The sequence below is a fragment of the Shewanella sp. FJAT-52076 genome (assembly GCF_019457455.1).
Lineage (GTDB): Bacteria > Pseudomonadota > Gammaproteobacteria > Enterobacterales > Shewanellaceae > Shewanella > Shewanella zhangzhouensis.
Map to the genome: position 1 here is coordinate 2,136,533 of NZ_CP080415.1, position 16,619 is coordinate 2,153,151.

Genomic DNA, 16,619 nt, shown 5'->3' on the forward strand with positions numbered 1-16,619 from the left:
GACAACAAGTATGTTAGATACCAAATATCTCCGTAATGAACTGGAATTCACCAAAGAGCGTCTGGCCGCCCGCGGTTTTGCGCTCGATATCGACCATCTCAAAGCGCTGGAAGAAAAGCGCAAGTCGCTGCAGGTAGCCACCGAAGAGCTGCAGGCCAGTCGCAACGCCATCTCCAAATCCATCGGTCAGGCAAAGTCCCGTGGTGAAGACGTCGCGCCCATCATGGCTCAGGTAGGTAACCTCGGTGCCGAGCTTGAAGCTAAAAAGGTCGAACTGGCAGCGCTGCTGGAAGAAATCAACGCCATTGCCATGTCAGTGCCCAACCTGCCTGACGAGTCTGTGCCTGTAGGCAGGGACGAAAGTGAAAACGTGGAAATTCGCCGTTGGGGCGAACCACGCAGCTTTGATTTTCCCGTTAAAGATCACGTAGATCTGGGTGAGACACTGGGCGGTTTGGATTTTAAGAGTGCAGTTAAGATCACCGGCTCTCGTTTTATCGTCATGAAAGGCCAGATTGCCCGTATGCACCGCGCACTGGCGCAGTTTATGCTCGACCTGCATACCATAGAGCACGGTTACACTGAAGCCTACGTGCCTTTGCTGGTGAACACCGACAGCTTACTGGGCACAGGTCAGCTGCCCAAGTTCAGTGAGGATTTGTTTAACCTCAAGCCCGCTACTGAGGAAGGCCAGGCATTAAGCCTTATTCCGACCGCAGAAGTGCCGGTAACCAACCTGGTGCGCGACACCATCATCGATGAGGCCGACCTGCCCATCAAGATCACCGCCCATACTGCGTGCTTCCGCTCTGAAGCCGGTTCATACGGTAAAGACACCCGTGGTCTCATCCGTCAGCACCAGTTCGACAAGGTTGAAATGGTACAAATCGTCAAACCAGAGCAGTCTATGGACGCGTTGGAAGACATGGTTGGCCATGCCGAAAACGTGCTGAAAAAGCTGGGGCTGCCACACCGCACTGTGGTGCTCTGTACCGGCGACATGGGCTTTGGTGCTGCCAAAACCTATGACATCGAAGTATGGTTGCCAGCACAAAACACCTATCGTGAGATCTCTTCCTGCTCCAACGTGAAGGATTTCCAAGCTCGCCGTATGCAGGCGCGCTATCGCAACAAAGAAGACAACAAGCCGGCACTGGTTCACACCCTGAACGGCTCAGGTCTGGCAGTTGGCCGCACTCTGGTGGCCATTCTGGAAAACTATCAAAATGCCGATGGCACTGTTACCGTGCCTGAAGCACTGCGCCCATATATGGGTGGTATTGAGCAACTCGGTTAATAACAAGATACTATTTTTCAAGGGTATATGGATAACGGTCAACGCTACTTACGTTGGCTTTCATACGTGGCAGTGATAGCAGTATTTGTCGGTATCATGTTTGCTACCTTGGGGAAGGCCTTCTTGATTGTGTTAGACAACGTCTGACAATAAACGTCCAACAGTAAAAAGCCCCGCAACAGCGGGGCTTTTTGTATTCAGTCTAATCAGCGCCTGTTAAATACATTTGGCGGGTTTGGGCAGGCCGGCAATCTTGGTGGCTTGTTTCGCCGGACCTATCGGGAACAGAGTGTAGAGGTATTTGGAATTGCCTTTATCCGGGCCAAATTTCTGCCCCATGGCTTTGACCAGCGCGCGGATAGCAGGGCTGGTTTTATACTCCAAATAAAAATCCCGAACAAAGTTAACCACTTCCCAGTGGGCATCTGTCATGACGATGGACTCAGATTCGGCCAGCAAGAGCGCAAGTTCGGGGCTCCAGTCGTCAACCGACAGCAAATACCCATTTTTATCAACTTCAATCTGCTGACCATTAAATTCAATCGAATCTACCACGTGATCACCTTGTCGAACGTTAAAGATAGCTTTACCCAGCCGCTGTAATCCACCAATTGTGCATCGGGGTAACGGGCTGAAATCAAGTCTGTCAGCCCCCGCGCATGGACATCTTCATCTAAAAAATACACCCTCTTGCCGGCCAGTTTGGTCTGCCAACTGGCCTGAAGTACTGAGCCTGCGGCATCACCACTGATTATCAGTGCATCGCGATCACCAGCATAACGTAGGGCGAGGCGAAGACCGGCGCGTTGCACGGTAGAGCTTTGAATATGATGCAAAATCATCAGTAAACCACCACTTCATTGACCGAGGCGAAATGTTCACGGATAGCCTCGCTTGTCAGCACCTGAACATCCAGGGGAAGAGAATCTGACTCAATACCGAATTCCTTCAGGCTGTCCTTGCAGACGTATAAGTTTTCGATATCGTAAAACTCCAGCGCACCAAAGGTGGCTATGTAGTCGCGACAACCAATAGATTCCGGATTTTGATTGGCCATCAGGTGCAGTACACCTTCATCGGTAAACAGTATACTGGTTTCCAAATCATAACTTGCTGCCAGCATGGCAAAATCCAGCGCTTCGCGGCCAGCGGCATTACCATGGGGCGACGTTGAAAACACAACACAAAGTTTTTTCACTGGCGCTCCTTAAAAACAGATAAGTCTGTCGGCCTTGGCGATGCCACTTACCAACTCGCCCAGACCGCCGTTATGGAAGTGGTCATCCACATTCCAATGGCTAAGCCCTTGTGTTTCAGCTTCTTCCTTGGCCACCATGCCGCGCCTCAGTGCCGAAGACACGCAATTAACCAGTTCGACATTGTGCAGTTTGGCCAGTTGTTGCCATCCTTGATACACGTTGAATTCATCGGATGCTGGCGAGCCTAAGCTGGACGCGTTAAACACACCATCCTGATAGAAAAATACCCGAAGGATCTGGTGGCCGTCGTCGATTGCGGCCTTGGCAAACCTGAGCGCGTGCACCGGTGCAGCGCTGCCATAGGCTTTACCTGATACCTGAAGAATAAATGTGCTCATAATAAAAAAATGGCCCTGGAAGTGGGCCATTTTACCTTAAATCCCTCGGAAATGTTTAATCGTCGTTGTTCATGCCCAGAATGCGCAAAATGGCGAGGAACAGGTTGAGGAAGTCCAGATACAGCGACACTGTGGCGCGGATATAGTTGGTCTCGCCGCCGTTTACGATTCGGCTGGTATCAAACAGGATAAGACCGGTAAACACCAGCGCGGTCGCCCATGAAAGCAGCATATAAGCCGTGCTGTTGCCAACGAACAGATTAATCAGGCCACCAATCACAATCACAATCAAACCGGCGAACAAAAAGCCGCCCATAAAAGAGAAGTCTTTCTTGGTGGTTAGGGCGTACATCGACAAGCCGATAAAAATGGCTGAAGTCAGGCCGAAAGCCTGCATGATAAGCTCCGGGCCATTGGCCATACCGGCATAGTGGTTCAGGATAAAACCGAGAGAGGCACCTTCCATACCGGTAAAGGCGAATACCCAAAAGAGACCGGCGGCGGTGTCGGCTTTACGCAAGGTGACAAACAGCAAAATAAATCCGCCAATGGCAAAACCCAATGACATCAAAGGCGAAATGCCCATCGCCGTGGCAATCCAGGCACAGAGCGCTGAAAATGCCAGCGTCATGGAGAGCAGCATATAGGTGTTCTTAATGAGCTTGTTGACTTCCAGTGTCGACTGCTTGGAAACCAGAATTTCCTGTGACATTTCAATGTCTCCTTAATGTGTGACTAGCCTGGCTATCATAACTGAATTCCCCGCGGAAACCACATTTATGCCAACCATTCGCGGTGCAGCTTTTCGCTGTCGCCCAGGTAGTCGAGCACCCAGCTAAGGGCGGGCGAGGGCGCATCACCGTTCCAGGCAAGGCAGCAAGGGCTGGGTGCCTTTGGCTGCTCCAGAGTTTTTTCCATCAACAATCCGGCCTGAATAAAGGGCGCCGCCAAGTGTCTTGGCATGTAGCCGATACCCAAACCGTTGGTGAAACAGTTAATGGCCCTTATCCAATCCGGCACCACCAGGCGACGCTGGTTGTCCAAAAGCCAGGTAGTGCGTTTGGGGATTTCCCGGGATGTATCTTCAAGACAAATTGAGGGAAATGGCCTGAGCATATCATCGCTTAAGGGCGTTTCGATTGGCGCGAGCGGATGGTTTTTCGACACCAGGAACGCCCAGTCGATAACCCCCATATCCCGATATTGAAACACGCCACCTACGGGAATAGCGGTGGTCGCGCCAATGGCAATATGGCTGCGCCCTGTAGCCAGGGCTTCCCATACACCATTAAATACTTCGATGCGTATGATTAACTCGACATCCTGAAAATGCCGATAAAAATCAGCAATTAACACGCTAATCTTGTCTGCCCGGACTATGTTGTCCAGTGCAATGGATAGGGTGGGTTGCCAGCCATTGGCAATACGCTGCGTTCCCCGCTTGAGTTCGTCCATTTGCGACAGCATGGCGCGGGCTTCACGGACGAAGTGCTCACCGGCTACCGTCAGGCTCACACTACGGTGGTGGCGATTAAACAGCACCACACCCAATTCGTCTTCAATTTGCTTGATTGCGTAGCTGACCGCAGAAGGCACCTTGTGTAGCTTTGCCGCGGCCGCGGTAAAACTGCCAACCTGAGCAACAATATCGACCAACTCCAGCGATTGTTCCGATAGCATGGTGAATTTCCTGATCCGAGTAGGGCACTTTGCCGTGAAATATTTTGGTTGCAGCATGCAAAATTAACCGTTTCACAGCCGCAAAACAAGTTATTAGACTCCACGCCGCTAAGATGATTTAAAAACGTGGAGGTAAGTTTGATTTCCAATTCTCTGACTAAAAGAAGAAGTTTAGTATTTTTCCCTTACTTGGCATTGCTCAGCATGCTCGGTTTTTTGGCGACCGACATGTATCTTCCTGCATTCAATCAGATTGAATCTAGTTTAAATGCGTCTGCCAGTTTGGTGGCTATGACACTGACGTGCTTTCTGGGTGGTCTCGCCATTGGGCAACTGGCTTATGGCAGTTTATGCGACCGCTTCGGTAAACGAAATACCCTGATGGCGGGGCTTGGGCTGTTTGCCTTAAGTAGTGTAATGCTGGGCTTTACCGAAAATATCAGTGTCTTTTTTATGCTCCGGGTAATTCAAGCTTTTGGCGCCTGCAGTGCAGCCGTTATTTGGCAGGCACTGGTGATGGAAAGGTTTGATGAAGGCGAAGCGAGGAGGGTATTTTCATCAATTATGCCCTTGGTAGCTCTGTCGCCCGCCTTGGCGCCGCTCATGGGAGCCTGGGTAAGTGAACAGTATGGCTGGCGGGCCATTTTTATTATCCTGGCCATTGTTGGATTGTTGCTGGCAGCGGTAACACCGGTATTGGCAAAAGAATCCAGAGTTCGCAAACAAGCTGAGCCCGTTCCAGTTGGGAAAATCCTCAAAAACAGCGCATTTCAAAACAACGTGGCCATATTTGGTGCCTGTAGCGCCGCTTTCTTTTGCTACCTGACGTTGTGGCCAGCCGTGATGCAACACCATGGCTATGCAGCCGCAGAAATTGGGCTGAGTTTTATTCCTCAAACCCTGGCATTTATGCTGGGCGGATTTGCCTGCAAGAAGGCACTGAACTCCTACAGTCCACAAGTTATCAAGAACATGCTTATCACCGGCTTTGTGGTGTTATCCCTGGTGCTCTTTCTTTTAACGCAACTCGGTTCGGGTATTCAGGCCGTGCTCTGGGTATTTGCAGCTTTAGCGGCTATTAATGGTGCTGTTTATCCCTTGCTGGTTACTGATGCGCTGGCACCATTTTCCAGCAATGCCACCAAGGCGGCAGGCTGGCAGAACTTTATTCAACTGGGGATGGCATTTATTGCCTCCGCCGCAGTGGCTATGATTGCCCATTGGTTTGAGAAGGCTATCGGTGCCGGCATTCTGATGTGTGCAGCCATCGTAATGCTGGCGTGGTGGCGGATGAACTCGGCGACATGGCGTAGCAGTTGGTGTTTCCCTGACCCTTCACGGGTTGCGCTGGGGCGCGTCAGCAGTGAAAGAGAGAAGGATTTACCAGCAAAGAGCAACAGTAGGGAATAAAGGCATCAGTGAAACCTGGCTGTTGCCTTTGAGTCCAGGTACATTGACTCGTAACTAACGACTCCAAGCTATTCAAAAAGCACAGCAATGGCTGTGCTTTTTCCATTCCGTTTATTTTGGGCTCAAGGCTCAAGGCCACGCGATCTTAAAACGAAAAGTTTCCCTCCACGGATAAAGCTGTCACATCGCTCGGCACAACATCTCAAGCAATTGTGAGTTTTCCAAAAGAGGCATGAGCCAGCCCAGTGAATAGCTGGGGAAGAGCGTTGTTACCGTACGGGTATAGATAGACGCTGGAAGGTGTGTATTGAGGCGATTTTGGCTAACGCTATGGTATTTTACAAACTTAATTTAACATAATATACATTGTGCGCATTTAGATGTGAGACTGTTTGCGTGCTTTGGTGTTGGGCTCGGTTATCCCGCTGTTGGTGCGCTAACCCGTACTGGTCAGGATTAACCACTCTTTAAGCCATCGAAATCACCAGCTGTTCGGATCAGCTGTTGAAGCTCCAGCATTAACGGGATGATTTCGAAGTTCTAAGCTAAATGGGAAGTAAGCTCTGTTCACATAACTAGTCTCTCTGTTTCCAACGCTGACGTCACACTTGGTAAATCATCCAAGGGAAATTGTCTCCACACAGCATCCAGGCTTAAAGTAACGTCGGCTGTGTGGAGACAATCGACGTTACTTTAAGCCTGGATCCTGAGGTTACAATGCTGCTTATCCGTCACAGCGTCTATTCACCCTGTTTATTGCAATCAAACGCACAAGCCGCGCATTCATCCGGCATTGCCGCATCATCTTTTTCATAGTCTACATCAAAACAACCATTCATTTCGGGCATCGTTCTTATGTCTGCGTCTGGAATTCCGATGATGTTCGTTGTTGCAATTAACTGCGCGGTCTTTTTACAACCTACTCGTTTTTTACAGGCCCAAAGGCATAACTGCCAGAGCTCGCGTTTGCTCTCTGAATCCAGACACTGGAAGTCAGCAGCGCACAGCTGACCTTCATAAATAAGCTTTGCCAGCACAGACGCTGGGATACTGAGATTAACGTATTTCATGACCTCCCCCTTTTTACACAACAAAGCCCAAATGAGAATGGTTATCATAAACCCAATTTGGCTTGCTGTTAACGTAAAAAATCCACTGCGATGAAATACTTGATCTACACTCAAATTGAATAAACCTAGCCGTGTTTCTAGCTTGAGGCCTACGAATGCTCATTGATATGGCAAAGAAAAGTCCCTTGTTTTCGGGCAAAAAAAAGGTTGAATCAGAGGATTCGGGACCAGCATGGAAGATTCTGGTTGTCGACGATGAGCCCGATGTCCACACAGTGACCAAACTCGCCCTGTCCAGATTTAAATTGGAAGGCCGTTCCCTCGCTTTCATTAATGCCTACAGTGGCGAGCAAGCCAAGGAGATCCTCAACAACGAAACCAATGTTGCCGTTGCCTTTATCGATGTAGTCATGGAAAGCGACCACGCTGGCCTGGAATTGGTACGCTGGATACGCGAAGAACTTAAAAACCGCACCATGCGGATAGTACTCAGGACTGGCCAACCCGGTCAGGCACCCGAAGAAGACGTTATTGTCAATTACGACATTAATGACTATAAGGCCAAGGCTGAACTCGACTCCCGTAAACTGGTCACCAGTGTGTATTCTTCATTGCGCTCCTACCGCGACATTATGGAAATCGAACAGTCACGGCAGGTACAGTTCAAGCACCGTAAAGGACTCGAACGGGTGCTGGAGGCCACTTCAGGTTTGTTCGAACTCCGAACTTTGCACAAGTTTGCCGACGGGTTGCTTACCCAGGTGGCAAGCCTGTTGAATCTTGATACTGAGACCCTGCTTCTTTCCTGCAATGCCATGGATGCCATCAGTGGTAAAATCGGTGCCCATGACCTTGAAATCCTCGCTGGAACAGGCCAATTTGCTGCACACCATGACCGAGCTCTGGCCCCCAATATACTGGCGTTGCTGAAAGAAGCCCTTTCACAGAAACGATGCCTCTATGAGCAAAACTGCTTCGTCGGATACTTCCCCACCAAGAGCGGGTTAATCAATCTGCTGTACATGGACGGCATCGACAGGATTAGTGATCTCGACAAACAACTGATTGATATTTTTGCCATTAACGTCGGCGTAGCTTTTGAAAACCTGCTATTGAACCAGGAGGTTGAAGACACCCAATCAGAACTCATTTTACGTTTGGGTGATGTGGTGGAAAGTCGGTCGAAGGAAGCGGCGAACCACGTGAAACGCATGGCTGCCTACTGCCATGAGCTGGCCCTGCTGGCGGGCCTTGCCGATCATGAAGCTGATTTGTTGAAGCGTGCGGCGCCAATGCACGATATCGGCAAGATAGCCATTCCAGATGCGGTGCTTTTGAAACCCGGGAAGCTTGACAATGACGAGTGGCAAATCATGCGGCAGCACCCGGTGATCGGGCATCAAATTCTGGCCAATTCAGAGCGGCCAATTCTTAACGCTGCCGCGACTATCTCGTTGCAGCATCACGAAAAATTTGACGGCAGTGGTTATCCCGGAGGTCTCAGAGGAGACGATATTCATATCTATGCGCGCATCGTTGCCATTGCAGACGTGTTTGATGCCCTGTCCCATGCCCGATGCTACAAAGAAGCCTGGCCACTGGACAAGGTTTTGGAGGAAATGAAAAATTGCTCAGGAACCCACTTCGATCCGGTATTGCTGCAACTCTTTATCGACAACGTTCAGACCTTTGTCGCCATTAAAGAATGCTGGAAAGACAGCGGCGAGTGATATCAGTCGTTATCGGCAAGAAAATCAAACCAAATCTGCTGCGACAGCCCGGCTTCGTTTGTCACGCTGAGCCAGAGTCGCCACACCATATAGTTACTGGAACAACTGCCGTACACTGCGGTGGCATTAAAGGTGTTTTCATCCGTTTGTTGCCACTTTAATGGGATGACGCCCATAAACATGTCTCGGCCTTCAATCCTGCTGCTGATAATGACAAGTTTATTGGAACTTTTTAACTGGAAATTCAGTGGTTTTTCACTGGGCGCATTAGCAGGAGCCAAACTTAGCGTGATGATATTTTCGCCAAGAGAATGCTGGCATTCCCCGGCATGAAAATCACATAATCCAGGTTCTTTCACCGCCCTTTGGGGGGAAATTTGATTCTGATCACATCCCGACAGGAAAATCAGGCTGAAAAGCATGCTCGCCAACGCGAGATTACGTATGCCTAGCACAATAAATCACCTTATGCTGCAAGATGTTAACATTCTATTGTTCCGATTGATCCAGATCAACAAACCCACGGCCATCCAGGTATCTTTTTTGACACAGCTCAAGTATCATTGCAAAGCCTTGCGGTTGGTAACAATTCCGCAGGCACAGGCATTGACAGCCAGTGTAGAGCCCGATAGGGAACGCACTGAATGTCATTTAAAAAAACCGGTAGAGCTCGTCTTTACTCACATTACAAGTAAAAGTAATAAGCAGTGGAAGCACTATGATGAACCATTCCCAGCCACACGGCGCTGATTACAATTACACTGTCGTGCGCCAATTCGCTTTAACCACAGTTCTGTGGGGCATTGTTGGTATGTCCGTCGGTGTACTGATTGCGGCTCAGTTAATCTGGCCTCAGCTGAACTTCGATACCCCTTGGTTAACCTACAGCCGCTTGCGGCCATTACACACCAATGCGGTGATCTTCGCGTTCGGTACCTCAGCGCTTTTCGCCACCTCCTATTATGTTGTTCAACGTACTTGTCAAACCCGTCTGTTTGCGCCAGCTTTGGCGTCATTCACCTTCTGGGGTTGGCAAGCAATCATTCTGGCTGCCGCCATTACTCTGCCACTGGGTATCACCAGCGGCAAAGAATATGCCGAGCTGGAATGGCCAATCGACATCGCTATCGCCATTGTGTGGGTCAGCTATGCGATTGTGTTCTTCGGTACTATCGTTAAGCGCAAGACTTCCCACATCTATGTGGCGAACTGGTTCTTCGGTGCCTTCATCATCACGGTAGCTGTTCTGCACATCGTAAACTCCATGGCTGTGCCTGTTAGCCTGTGGAAGTCTTACTCCATTTACGCCGGTGCGGTTGATGCCATGGTGCAATGGTGGTACGGCCACAACGCCGTAGGCTTCCTGCTGACCGCGGGCTTCCTGGGTATGATGTACTACTTCGTGCCTAAGCAAGCCGGTCGTCCGGTATACTCCTACCGTTTGTCCATCGTGCACTTCTGGGCACTAATCGCGCTTTACATCTGGGCCGGTCCTCACCACCTGCACTACACGGCCCTGCCCGACTGGACTCAGTCTCTGGGTATGGTGATGTCACTGATCCTGTTCGCACCTTCATGGGGCGGTATGATCAACGGCATCATGACCCTGTCAGGCGCCTGGCACAAACTGCGCACTGACCCAGTGCTGCGCTTCCTGGTGGTATCTCTGTCCTTCTACGGTATGTCTACCTTCGAAGGTCCTATGATGGCCATCAAGACAGTAAACGCCCTGTCACACTACACTGACTGGACCGTGGGTCACGTACACTCTGGTGCTCTGGGTTGGGTAGCCATGGTGTCTATCGGCTCTCTGTATCACCTGATCCCTAACCTGTTTGGTCATGGCCGCATGTACTCAACCTCTCTGGTAAACGTACACTTCTGGCTGGCGACTATTGGCACTGTGCTGTACATCGTTGCCATGTGGATCTCCGGTGTAATGCAGGGTCTGATGTGGCGTGCAGTGAACTCAGATGGCACCCTGACCTACAGCTTTGTAGAAAGTCTGGAAGCCTCTTATCCGTTCTACTTCGTACGCTTCCTGGGCGGCTGTTTCTTCGTAACCGGTATGCTGATCATGGCTTACAACGTATTCCGCACTGTGAAGGCACCTAAAGATTCACTGCCTGCACTGTCTGAAGCCAAAGCTGCATAAGGAGTAGACACGATGAAATTCAACCATGAATTAATTGAGAAAAACATCGGTTTGCTCGGTATCTTCACCGTGCTGGTGATCAGCATCGGTGGTCTGGTGCAAATCACACCACTGCTGTTCCAGAAAGATACCACCGAGCCAGTGAAAGGCCTGCGTCCTTACACTGCACTCGAGCTTGAAGGTCGCGACATTTATATCCGTGAAGGTTGCTACAACTGTCACAGCCAGATGATCCGTCCCCTGCGTGCTGAAACTGAACGTTACGGTCACTACTCTGTTGCCGGCGAGTCCGTATGGGATCACCCATTCCAGTGGGGTTCCAAGCGTACTGGTCCGGATTTGGCCCGTGTAGGCGGTCGTTACAGCGACAAATGGCACGAAGTTCACCTGATTGATCCTCGCGCTGTAGTTCCTCAGTCAAATATGCCTGGCTTCCCATGGCTGGCAGACAACAAGCTGGATGGCAAGTTGACTGCACAGAAAATGGAAGTCTTCCGTGGATTTGGCGTTCCCTACACCGATGCTGACATTGCCAACGCTCAGAAAGCCGTAGAAGGCAAAACTGAGATGGAAGCCATCATCGCGTACTTGCAGTCTCTGGGACACGCACTCAAATAAGGAGGCAACTATATGGATTACGGCACATTACACGGGATTGTAACCATAGTTGTAATGCTGACCTTCGTCGGTATATTTGCTTGGGCATATAGCTCCCGTCGTAAAAAGAGTTTCGACGAGGCGGCTAACCTTGTGTTCTCCGATGAGGAAACCAAGGCAATGAAGGACTCAGGAGAGCAAAAATAATGTTGATGAGTAACTTCTGGAGTATGTGGATTAGCATACTCACTATCCTGGTGATTGTAGGCTGCTTCGTGCTGCTGAGGATCTGTTCCAAGAACACGACGCCTGATATTAAAGAAGGCGAGTCAATGGGTCACAGCTTCGACGGTATCGAAGAGCTGAACAACCCACTGCCTAAGTGGTGGAGCTACATGTTCTACATCACTATCGTGTTTGGTGTGATTTATCTGGCGCTGTATCCAGGTCTGGGTAACTTCAAAGGTTTCCTGGGTTGGAGTAGCTCTAACCAGAGCATTGGTACTGAGCAAGGTATTAAGGCTGACTCTAAAGCCGCCATTGAAAGTGCAGCTAAAGAAGGTCGCTGGGTTCAGTACGATGTTGAAGTGAAAGGCGCTGACGACAAATACGGTCACATTTTCAAAGAATACGCGGCAACGCCACTGGAAGAACTGGTGAAAAACCCAGAAGCTCTGAAAGTGGGTGGTCGTCTGTTCCTGCAAAACTGTGCCCAGTGTCACGGCTCTGACGCCCGCGGCAGCACTGGCTTCCCCAACCTGACTGATGCCGATTGGCTGTACGGTGGCGACCTGGCTACCATCAAGGCCAGCATCATGAATGGTCGTCGTGGCATGATGCCTCCAAAGGGTGGCTTGCCTATCGATGACAGTGAAATCCCAGGCTTGGCTGAGTATGTTGTCAGCCTGTCCGGTGGTGAGCATGACGCTGCTCTGGCCGCTCAAGGTCAGGGTTCTTTCATGAAGGGCTGTTTCGCCTGTCACGGTATGGATGCCAAAGGCAACAAGTTCATGGGCGCGCCTAACCTGACAGACAACGTGTGGCTCTACGGCAGCAGCCGCGGCAAGATTGAAGAATCAATCAAGTTCGGCCGCGCCGGCGTGATGCCAGCATGGAAAGACGTTCTGGGCGAAGAAAAAGTCCACGTCATCACTGCCTACGTTTACAGCTTGTCTAACAAGTAATTAACGTCAGTAAAATCAAGGCCCCGAGATAAAATCGGGGCCTTTTTTTAAGTGATAACTCAGACATTAAACGATAGAATATCGCTAACGAATTGACCTTTGGTATTACACAATGAATGAGCAGCAAGCCTGGTATAAGCAGTTCTGGCCCTGGTTTTTAATTATCCTTCCCATGTGCGCCGTTATCGCAAGTTTTGCCACCCTTAAAATTGCCATGGATAACTCTGATTCGTTGGTAGCCGAGGAATATTACAAAAAGGGCAAGGCCATCAATATGGACCTGTCCAAAATCCAATATGCACGCCAGATTGGTATGCAGTTTTTGGTCTCGGTTAAAGACGGCGCCATCACCCTCGAGCAGCATGGCGGCCCGGCCTATGACGCCGCGCTCAATACCAGCTTTTATCACCCTACCCTTGCCGATCGTGATTTTGCGGGTCTGCTTACCCAAGATGCAACCAAGCTTTATCGCATTATTCCTTCACAACCCATTTCAGGGTTCTGGGAAGTTCGCATTGAGAGTTTCGATGGCAAGTGGCGTCTGCAACAGCGTCTGGAACTTGCTGAGGGCAAAGAGCACTGGCTGAACTGAGTCAGATATGTCCCAGCAACCCTGTTTTCACTGTAACGAACCTGTCCTGACAGGCAGCAATTTCATCACCCGAATCGATGGCGTCGATCAGGTGATGTGCTGCCCGGGATGCCAGGCTGTTTCCCAGGCTATTGTTGATGCTGGCCTGCTTTCCTATTACAAGTACCGAACCGAGCCAGGCAGCCGCCAAACGGCACTGGTCCCCGAAAGCCTTAATCATTTCAGCGCCTACGATTTGCCTGAAGTACAGCAGGATTTCGTTCAGGAGCGAGATGGTCGGGAAGAGGTGACTCTCAGCATCGACGGCATTACCTGCGCTGCCTGTGCCTGGCTCATTGAACATAAGCTGCAAAAGCTCGACGGCGTTGAGCGTATTCAAGTGAACTCCACTACCCAGCGCGCGTTTATTCGCTGGCAACCCTCTTTGGTGAAGTTAAGCGAGATCCTGTCTGCCATCGGCAGCATCGGCTATAACGCCGCACCATTTCAGTTGGACGACCAGGAAGTAATCAGCAAGCGCAACAGCCGCCGCTTTTTGCTGCGGTTGGGGCTGGCAGGGTTCGCCACCATGCAGGTGATGATGTTCGCCCTGGCACTTTATGCCGGCTACTTTACCGATTTGGAAACCGAGTTTCGTGATTATTTCCGCTGGGTCAGCATGATATTTGCGGCTCCGGTGGTGTTCTACTCGGCGCAGCCATTCTATTTCAGCGCCATACGCGCCATCCTGAGTGGTAAGCTCAACATGGATGTGTCCGTTTCCATTGCGATTTGTGGTGCCTATATCGCCAGCTGTGTCGCCACCATTCAGGGCACGGGTGAGGTCTATTTCGAATCCGTGTCCATGTTTACCTTCTTCCTGCTTTTGGGTCGCTATTTCGAGCAGAATGCCCGTCAAAAGGCCTCCATCAGCTCCAGCAACCTGCATAAATTGGTGCCACTCACTGCGTCACTGGTGACCGAGCAAGGAATAGAAGAAGTGCCCGCCAAGAAGCTTCAGGTCGGCAACATCATTTTGGTCAGCCCGGGTGACGTGGTAGCGGCCGATGGCAAGATAGTGGAAGGCACTTCCGGCATTAATGAATCCATGCTTACCGGAGAGCAGCTGCCGATATCCAAGGCGCCGGGAGCCGAGGTATTTGCCGGTACCATCAATTTGGAACAACCCATCAGGGTGGAAGTGACCGCCATAGGCCAGGACCAGCTGGTTGCAGAAATTATCCGACTGCAGGAGCTCGCCTCCAATGCAAAACCGGCTATCGCCCTGACGGCAGATAAGCTTGCGCGTTATTTTTCCGCCACTATCCTAACAATTGCCGCCATTACCTATCTGGTATGGCGTCAGTTTGCCCCCGAAGATGCCTTTTGGGTAACCCTTTCAGTGTTGGTTGCGACCTGCCCTTGCGCTTTAGCACTGGCCACACCCACCGCTGTAACCTGCGCAACCGGGCTCTTTACCCGATTGGGGATTATTTCCCGTAATGGCAGTGTTTTTGAAAAACTCCCAAAAATAAAAACGGTGGTATTTGATAAGACAGGTACCCTCACCTGTGGCAGCTTCAGTTTTGGCGATATCCAGCTGTATGAGGGTGTCGATAAAGTTCGTGCACTCGCTATCGCTTCTGCGTTGGAGCAGGGGTCGCTTCATCCCATTGCAAGATTGTTTGCCAAGATACCGACAACGCTTGAAGTTACCAAACAGCATCATCTGGTTGGGGCCGGCGTTGAGGGCATCATCGAAGATACCCGTTACCTGATTGGCAGTGCCGAATACCTAAAGGTGCCATCAGCATTGGTTTTTCCAGGGCAATGGGTGTATCTCGGTAACGACAACCATTTACTGGCGGCTTTTGAGATCCAGGATAGGCTCAGAGACGATGCCAAAGAGACCGTTGCCGCCTTGAAAGCCAAAAACATCAAACTGCAGATAGCGAGCGGGGATACCTCGGCTCATCTGCAGCAGGTGGCATCAACACTGGGTATCGCCGAAATAAAGGGTGGTCTCAAGCCAAAAGGCAAGCTTGAGCTGGTCGAGTCCCTACGGAGCAACAATACGCTGGTCGCGATGTTCGGTGATGGTATTAATGATGCGCCCGTGCTCGCAGGCGCCGATCTGTCGGTGGCCATGGGCAGTGGCAGCGCCATCGCGAAAAACAGTGCCGATCTGATTTTACTCGGTGACCACCTGCACCGCTTTGTTGAAGCCATGAATATTGCAGGGAAAACCAACCAAATAATCAGGCAGAATCTTGCTTGGGCATTGGGGTACAATGTGTTCATCTTACCCCTTGCCGTTACCGGCCATGTTGTACCCTATATCGCGGCCATCGGCATGTCTGCCAGCTCCCTGATTGTGGTGGGTAACAGCCTGAGGCTACTGAGGTTAAAACCATGAGTATTATCTACATCCTCATTCCCATCGCCATGCTGTTTGTGTTGATTGCAGTCGGGGTCTTTTTTTGGGCTGTTCGAACCGAACAATTTGACGATCTCGACCGCCAGGGAGCGTCTATCCTGTTTGAAGAAGAAACACCCAAGGCACCAGACGCTCACGCGTCCGCCTCAAACAACATTGAGGCGGACAAGCGCTGATGGACTACAGCCTTTCAGGAGCCTTTTTGGTCGGCTTGATGGGCGGAGTTCACTGCTTTGGCATGTGTGGCGGCCTGTTAGGGGCCTTTTCAAGCCAAATCCCAGCTCCGGCACGTCATGACAATCCCCTCGCCCATCGACTCGGGTTCCTCTTGTCTTACAATGGCGGTCGTATCGCCAGCTACACTCTCGCCGGCGCCATCGCCGGCGGCGCCACAGGCGGCTTAAGCCTGCTGTTTGATGCGGGCCATCTTACGCTGTTTCTGCGTTTTCTGGCCGGGATCATGATGATTCTGCTTGGACTTTATGTTGCCAAAATCTGGTCTGGTGTTGTCTTCATCGAAACCCTCGGCAAAGGCCTGTGGCGCGTCATTCAGCCATTTGGAAAGCGCTTGCTGCCCATAGACACCCGTGTCAAAGCCATTCTTGCAGGCAGCGTGTGGGGCTGGTTGCCCTGTGGTCTGGTGTATTCCACCCTGACCTGGTCTGTCGCCAGTGCCAATCCACTCGATGGTGCCCTTATCATGCTGTTTTTCGGTCTGGGCACCTTGCCTGCACTTCTGAGTGTGGGCGTGGCAGCGAAGTCGTTGATGGGGTGGTTACAACGTCGTGCTGTTCGTTGGTTATCGGGTGCACTGCTCATGGCCTTTGGCGTTCAAACCTTATATATTGGTGTCGCCCAGCTTGGCTAGCCCGGCGGGTGCAATTGAGTTAA

Annotated in this window: 19 protein-coding genes; 11 read left to right on the plus strand and 8 right to left on the minus strand. The window is 50.8% G+C overall.

Going from position 1 to position 16,619, the window contains the following annotated elements; genetic code table 11:
* The first annotated feature begins 10 nt into the window (after positions 1-10).
* The gene (gene serS / locus K0H79_RS09175; protein ID WP_220064553.1) at positions 11-1,297 is read left to right on the plus strand and encodes a serine--tRNA ligase; all 1,287 of its coding nucleotides are present in this window, start codon (positions 11-13) and stop codon (positions 1,295-1,297) included.
* A 216-nt stretch (positions 1,298-1,513) separates the two neighbouring features.
* Here serS and K0H79_RS09180 read toward each other — a convergent pair whose 3' ends face one another.
* From K0H79_RS09180 to punR, 6 genes are all read right to left on the minus strand, one after another.
* Complete coding sequence (locus tag K0H79_RS09180) at positions 1,514-1,852, minus strand: TusE/DsrC/DsvC family sulfur relay protein (protein ID WP_220064554.1); 339 nt, start codon at positions 1,850-1,852, stop codon at positions 1,514-1,516.
* The gene (gene tusB / locus K0H79_RS09185) at positions 1,846-2,139 is read right to left on the minus strand and encodes a sulfurtransferase complex subunit TusB (RefSeq protein WP_220078034.1); all 294 of its coding nucleotides are present in this window, start codon (positions 2,137-2,139) and stop codon (positions 1,846-1,848) included. Before tusB ends, K0H79_RS09180 begins: the two co-directional genes overlap by 7 nt.
* A complete protein-coding gene (gene tusC / locus K0H79_RS09190; protein ID WP_220078035.1) occupies positions 2,139-2,495 on the minus strand; it encodes a sulfurtransferase complex subunit TusC in 357 nt (118 codons plus the stop codon). Before tusC ends, tusB begins: the two co-directional genes overlap by 1 nt.
* A gap of 9 nt (positions 2,496-2,504) precedes the next feature.
* The gene (gene tusD, locus K0H79_RS09195; protein ID WP_220078036.1) at positions 2,505-2,894 is read right to left on the minus strand and encodes a sulfurtransferase complex subunit TusD; all 390 of its coding nucleotides are present in this window, start codon (positions 2,892-2,894) and stop codon (positions 2,505-2,507) included.
* Between the two features lie 55 nt (positions 2,895-2,949).
* Entirely contained in the window at positions 2,950-3,606 is a 657-nt protein-coding gene (locus tag K0H79_RS09200) for a Bax inhibitor-1/YccA family protein (protein ID WP_011759895.1), read from the minus strand.
* Positions 3,607-3,671: 65 nt separating this feature from the next.
* The gene (gene punR, locus K0H79_RS09205; protein ID WP_220078037.1) at positions 3,672-4,574 is read right to left on the minus strand and encodes a DNA-binding transcriptional activator PunR; all 903 of its coding nucleotides are present in this window, start codon (positions 4,572-4,574) and stop codon (positions 3,672-3,674) included.
* Between the two features lie 138 nt (positions 4,575-4,712).
* On the opposite strand from punR, the gene punC reads away from it, so the two are divergent.
* Complete coding sequence (gene punC, locus K0H79_RS09210; protein ID WP_258405509.1) at positions 4,713-5,984, plus strand: purine nucleoside transporter PunC; 1,272 nt, start codon at positions 4,713-4,715, stop codon at positions 5,982-5,984.
* A gap of 740 nt (positions 5,985-6,724) precedes the next feature.
* On the opposite strand, the gene K0H79_RS19300 is transcribed toward punC, so the two are convergent.
* Positions 6,725-7,054 carry a hypothetical protein gene (locus tag K0H79_RS19300; RefSeq protein ID WP_258405510.1) on the minus strand — a complete coding sequence of 110 codons (330 nt, stop codon included), beginning with the start codon at positions 7,052-7,054 and terminating at the stop codon, positions 6,725-6,727.
* Positions 7,055-7,209: 155 nt separating this feature from the next.
* Between K0H79_RS19300 and K0H79_RS09220 the strand changes: the two genes are divergently transcribed.
* Entirely contained in the window at positions 7,210-8,784 is a 1,575-nt protein-coding gene (locus K0H79_RS09220) for a DUF3369 domain-containing protein (protein WP_220078038.1), read from the plus strand.
* Positions 8,785-8,786: 2 nt separating this feature from the next.
* Here K0H79_RS09220 and K0H79_RS09225 read toward each other — a convergent pair whose 3' ends face one another.
* Entirely contained in the window at positions 8,787-9,239 is a 453-nt protein-coding gene (locus tag K0H79_RS09225) for a hypothetical protein (RefSeq protein WP_220078039.1), read from the minus strand.
* Positions 9,240-9,502: 263 nt separating this feature from the next.
* Between K0H79_RS09225 and ccoN the strand changes: the two genes are divergently transcribed.
* From ccoN to K0H79_RS09265, 8 genes are all read left to right on the plus strand, one after another.
* Entirely contained in the window at positions 9,503-10,939 is a 1,437-nt protein-coding gene (ccoN, locus tag K0H79_RS09230) for a cytochrome-c oxidase, cbb3-type subunit I (protein WP_220078040.1), read from the plus strand.
* Positions 10,940-10,951: 12 nt separating this feature from the next.
* Positions 10,952-11,557 (plus strand): cytochrome-c oxidase, cbb3-type subunit II, encoded by a 606-nt coding sequence (gene ccoO, locus K0H79_RS09235; protein ID WP_011759905.1) that lies wholly within the window; start codon positions 10,952-10,954, stop codon positions 11,555-11,557.
* A 12-nt stretch (positions 11,558-11,569) separates the two neighbouring features.
* The gene (locus K0H79_RS09240) at positions 11,570-11,743 is read left to right on the plus strand and encodes a CcoQ/FixQ family Cbb3-type cytochrome c oxidase assembly chaperone (protein ID WP_011759906.1); all 174 of its coding nucleotides are present in this window, start codon (positions 11,570-11,572) and stop codon (positions 11,741-11,743) included.
* Positions 11,744-11,748: 5 nt separating this feature from the next.
* Complete coding sequence (gene ccoP / locus K0H79_RS09245) at positions 11,749-12,720, plus strand: cytochrome-c oxidase, cbb3-type subunit III (protein WP_220067876.1); 972 nt, start codon at positions 11,749-11,751, stop codon at positions 12,718-12,720.
* A 112-nt stretch (positions 12,721-12,832) separates the two neighbouring features.
* A complete protein-coding gene (locus tag K0H79_RS09250) occupies positions 12,833-13,312 on the plus strand; it encodes a FixH family protein (protein WP_220064563.1) in 480 nt (159 codons plus the stop codon).
* 7 nt (positions 13,313-13,319) lie between these two features.
* Positions 13,320-15,707: a heavy metal translocating P-type ATPase metal-binding domain-containing protein gene (locus K0H79_RS09255; RefSeq protein WP_220078041.1), complete on the plus strand. Its 2,388-nt coding sequence runs from the start codon at positions 13,320-13,322 to the stop codon at positions 15,705-15,707.
* Complete coding sequence (ccoS, locus tag K0H79_RS09260; protein WP_220078042.1) at positions 15,704-15,904, plus strand: cbb3-type cytochrome oxidase assembly protein CcoS; 201 nt, start codon at positions 15,704-15,706, stop codon at positions 15,902-15,904. Before K0H79_RS09255 ends, ccoS begins: the two co-directional genes overlap by 4 nt.
* On the plus strand, positions 15,901-16,596 hold the full coding sequence (locus K0H79_RS09265; protein ID WP_220078135.1) for a sulfite exporter TauE/SafE family protein: 696 nt from the start codon (positions 15,901-15,903) through the stop codon (positions 16,594-16,596). The genes ccoS and K0H79_RS09265 overlap by 4 nt, the downstream gene beginning before the upstream one ends.
* The last annotated feature ends 23 nt before the right edge of the window (positions 16,597-16,619 follow it).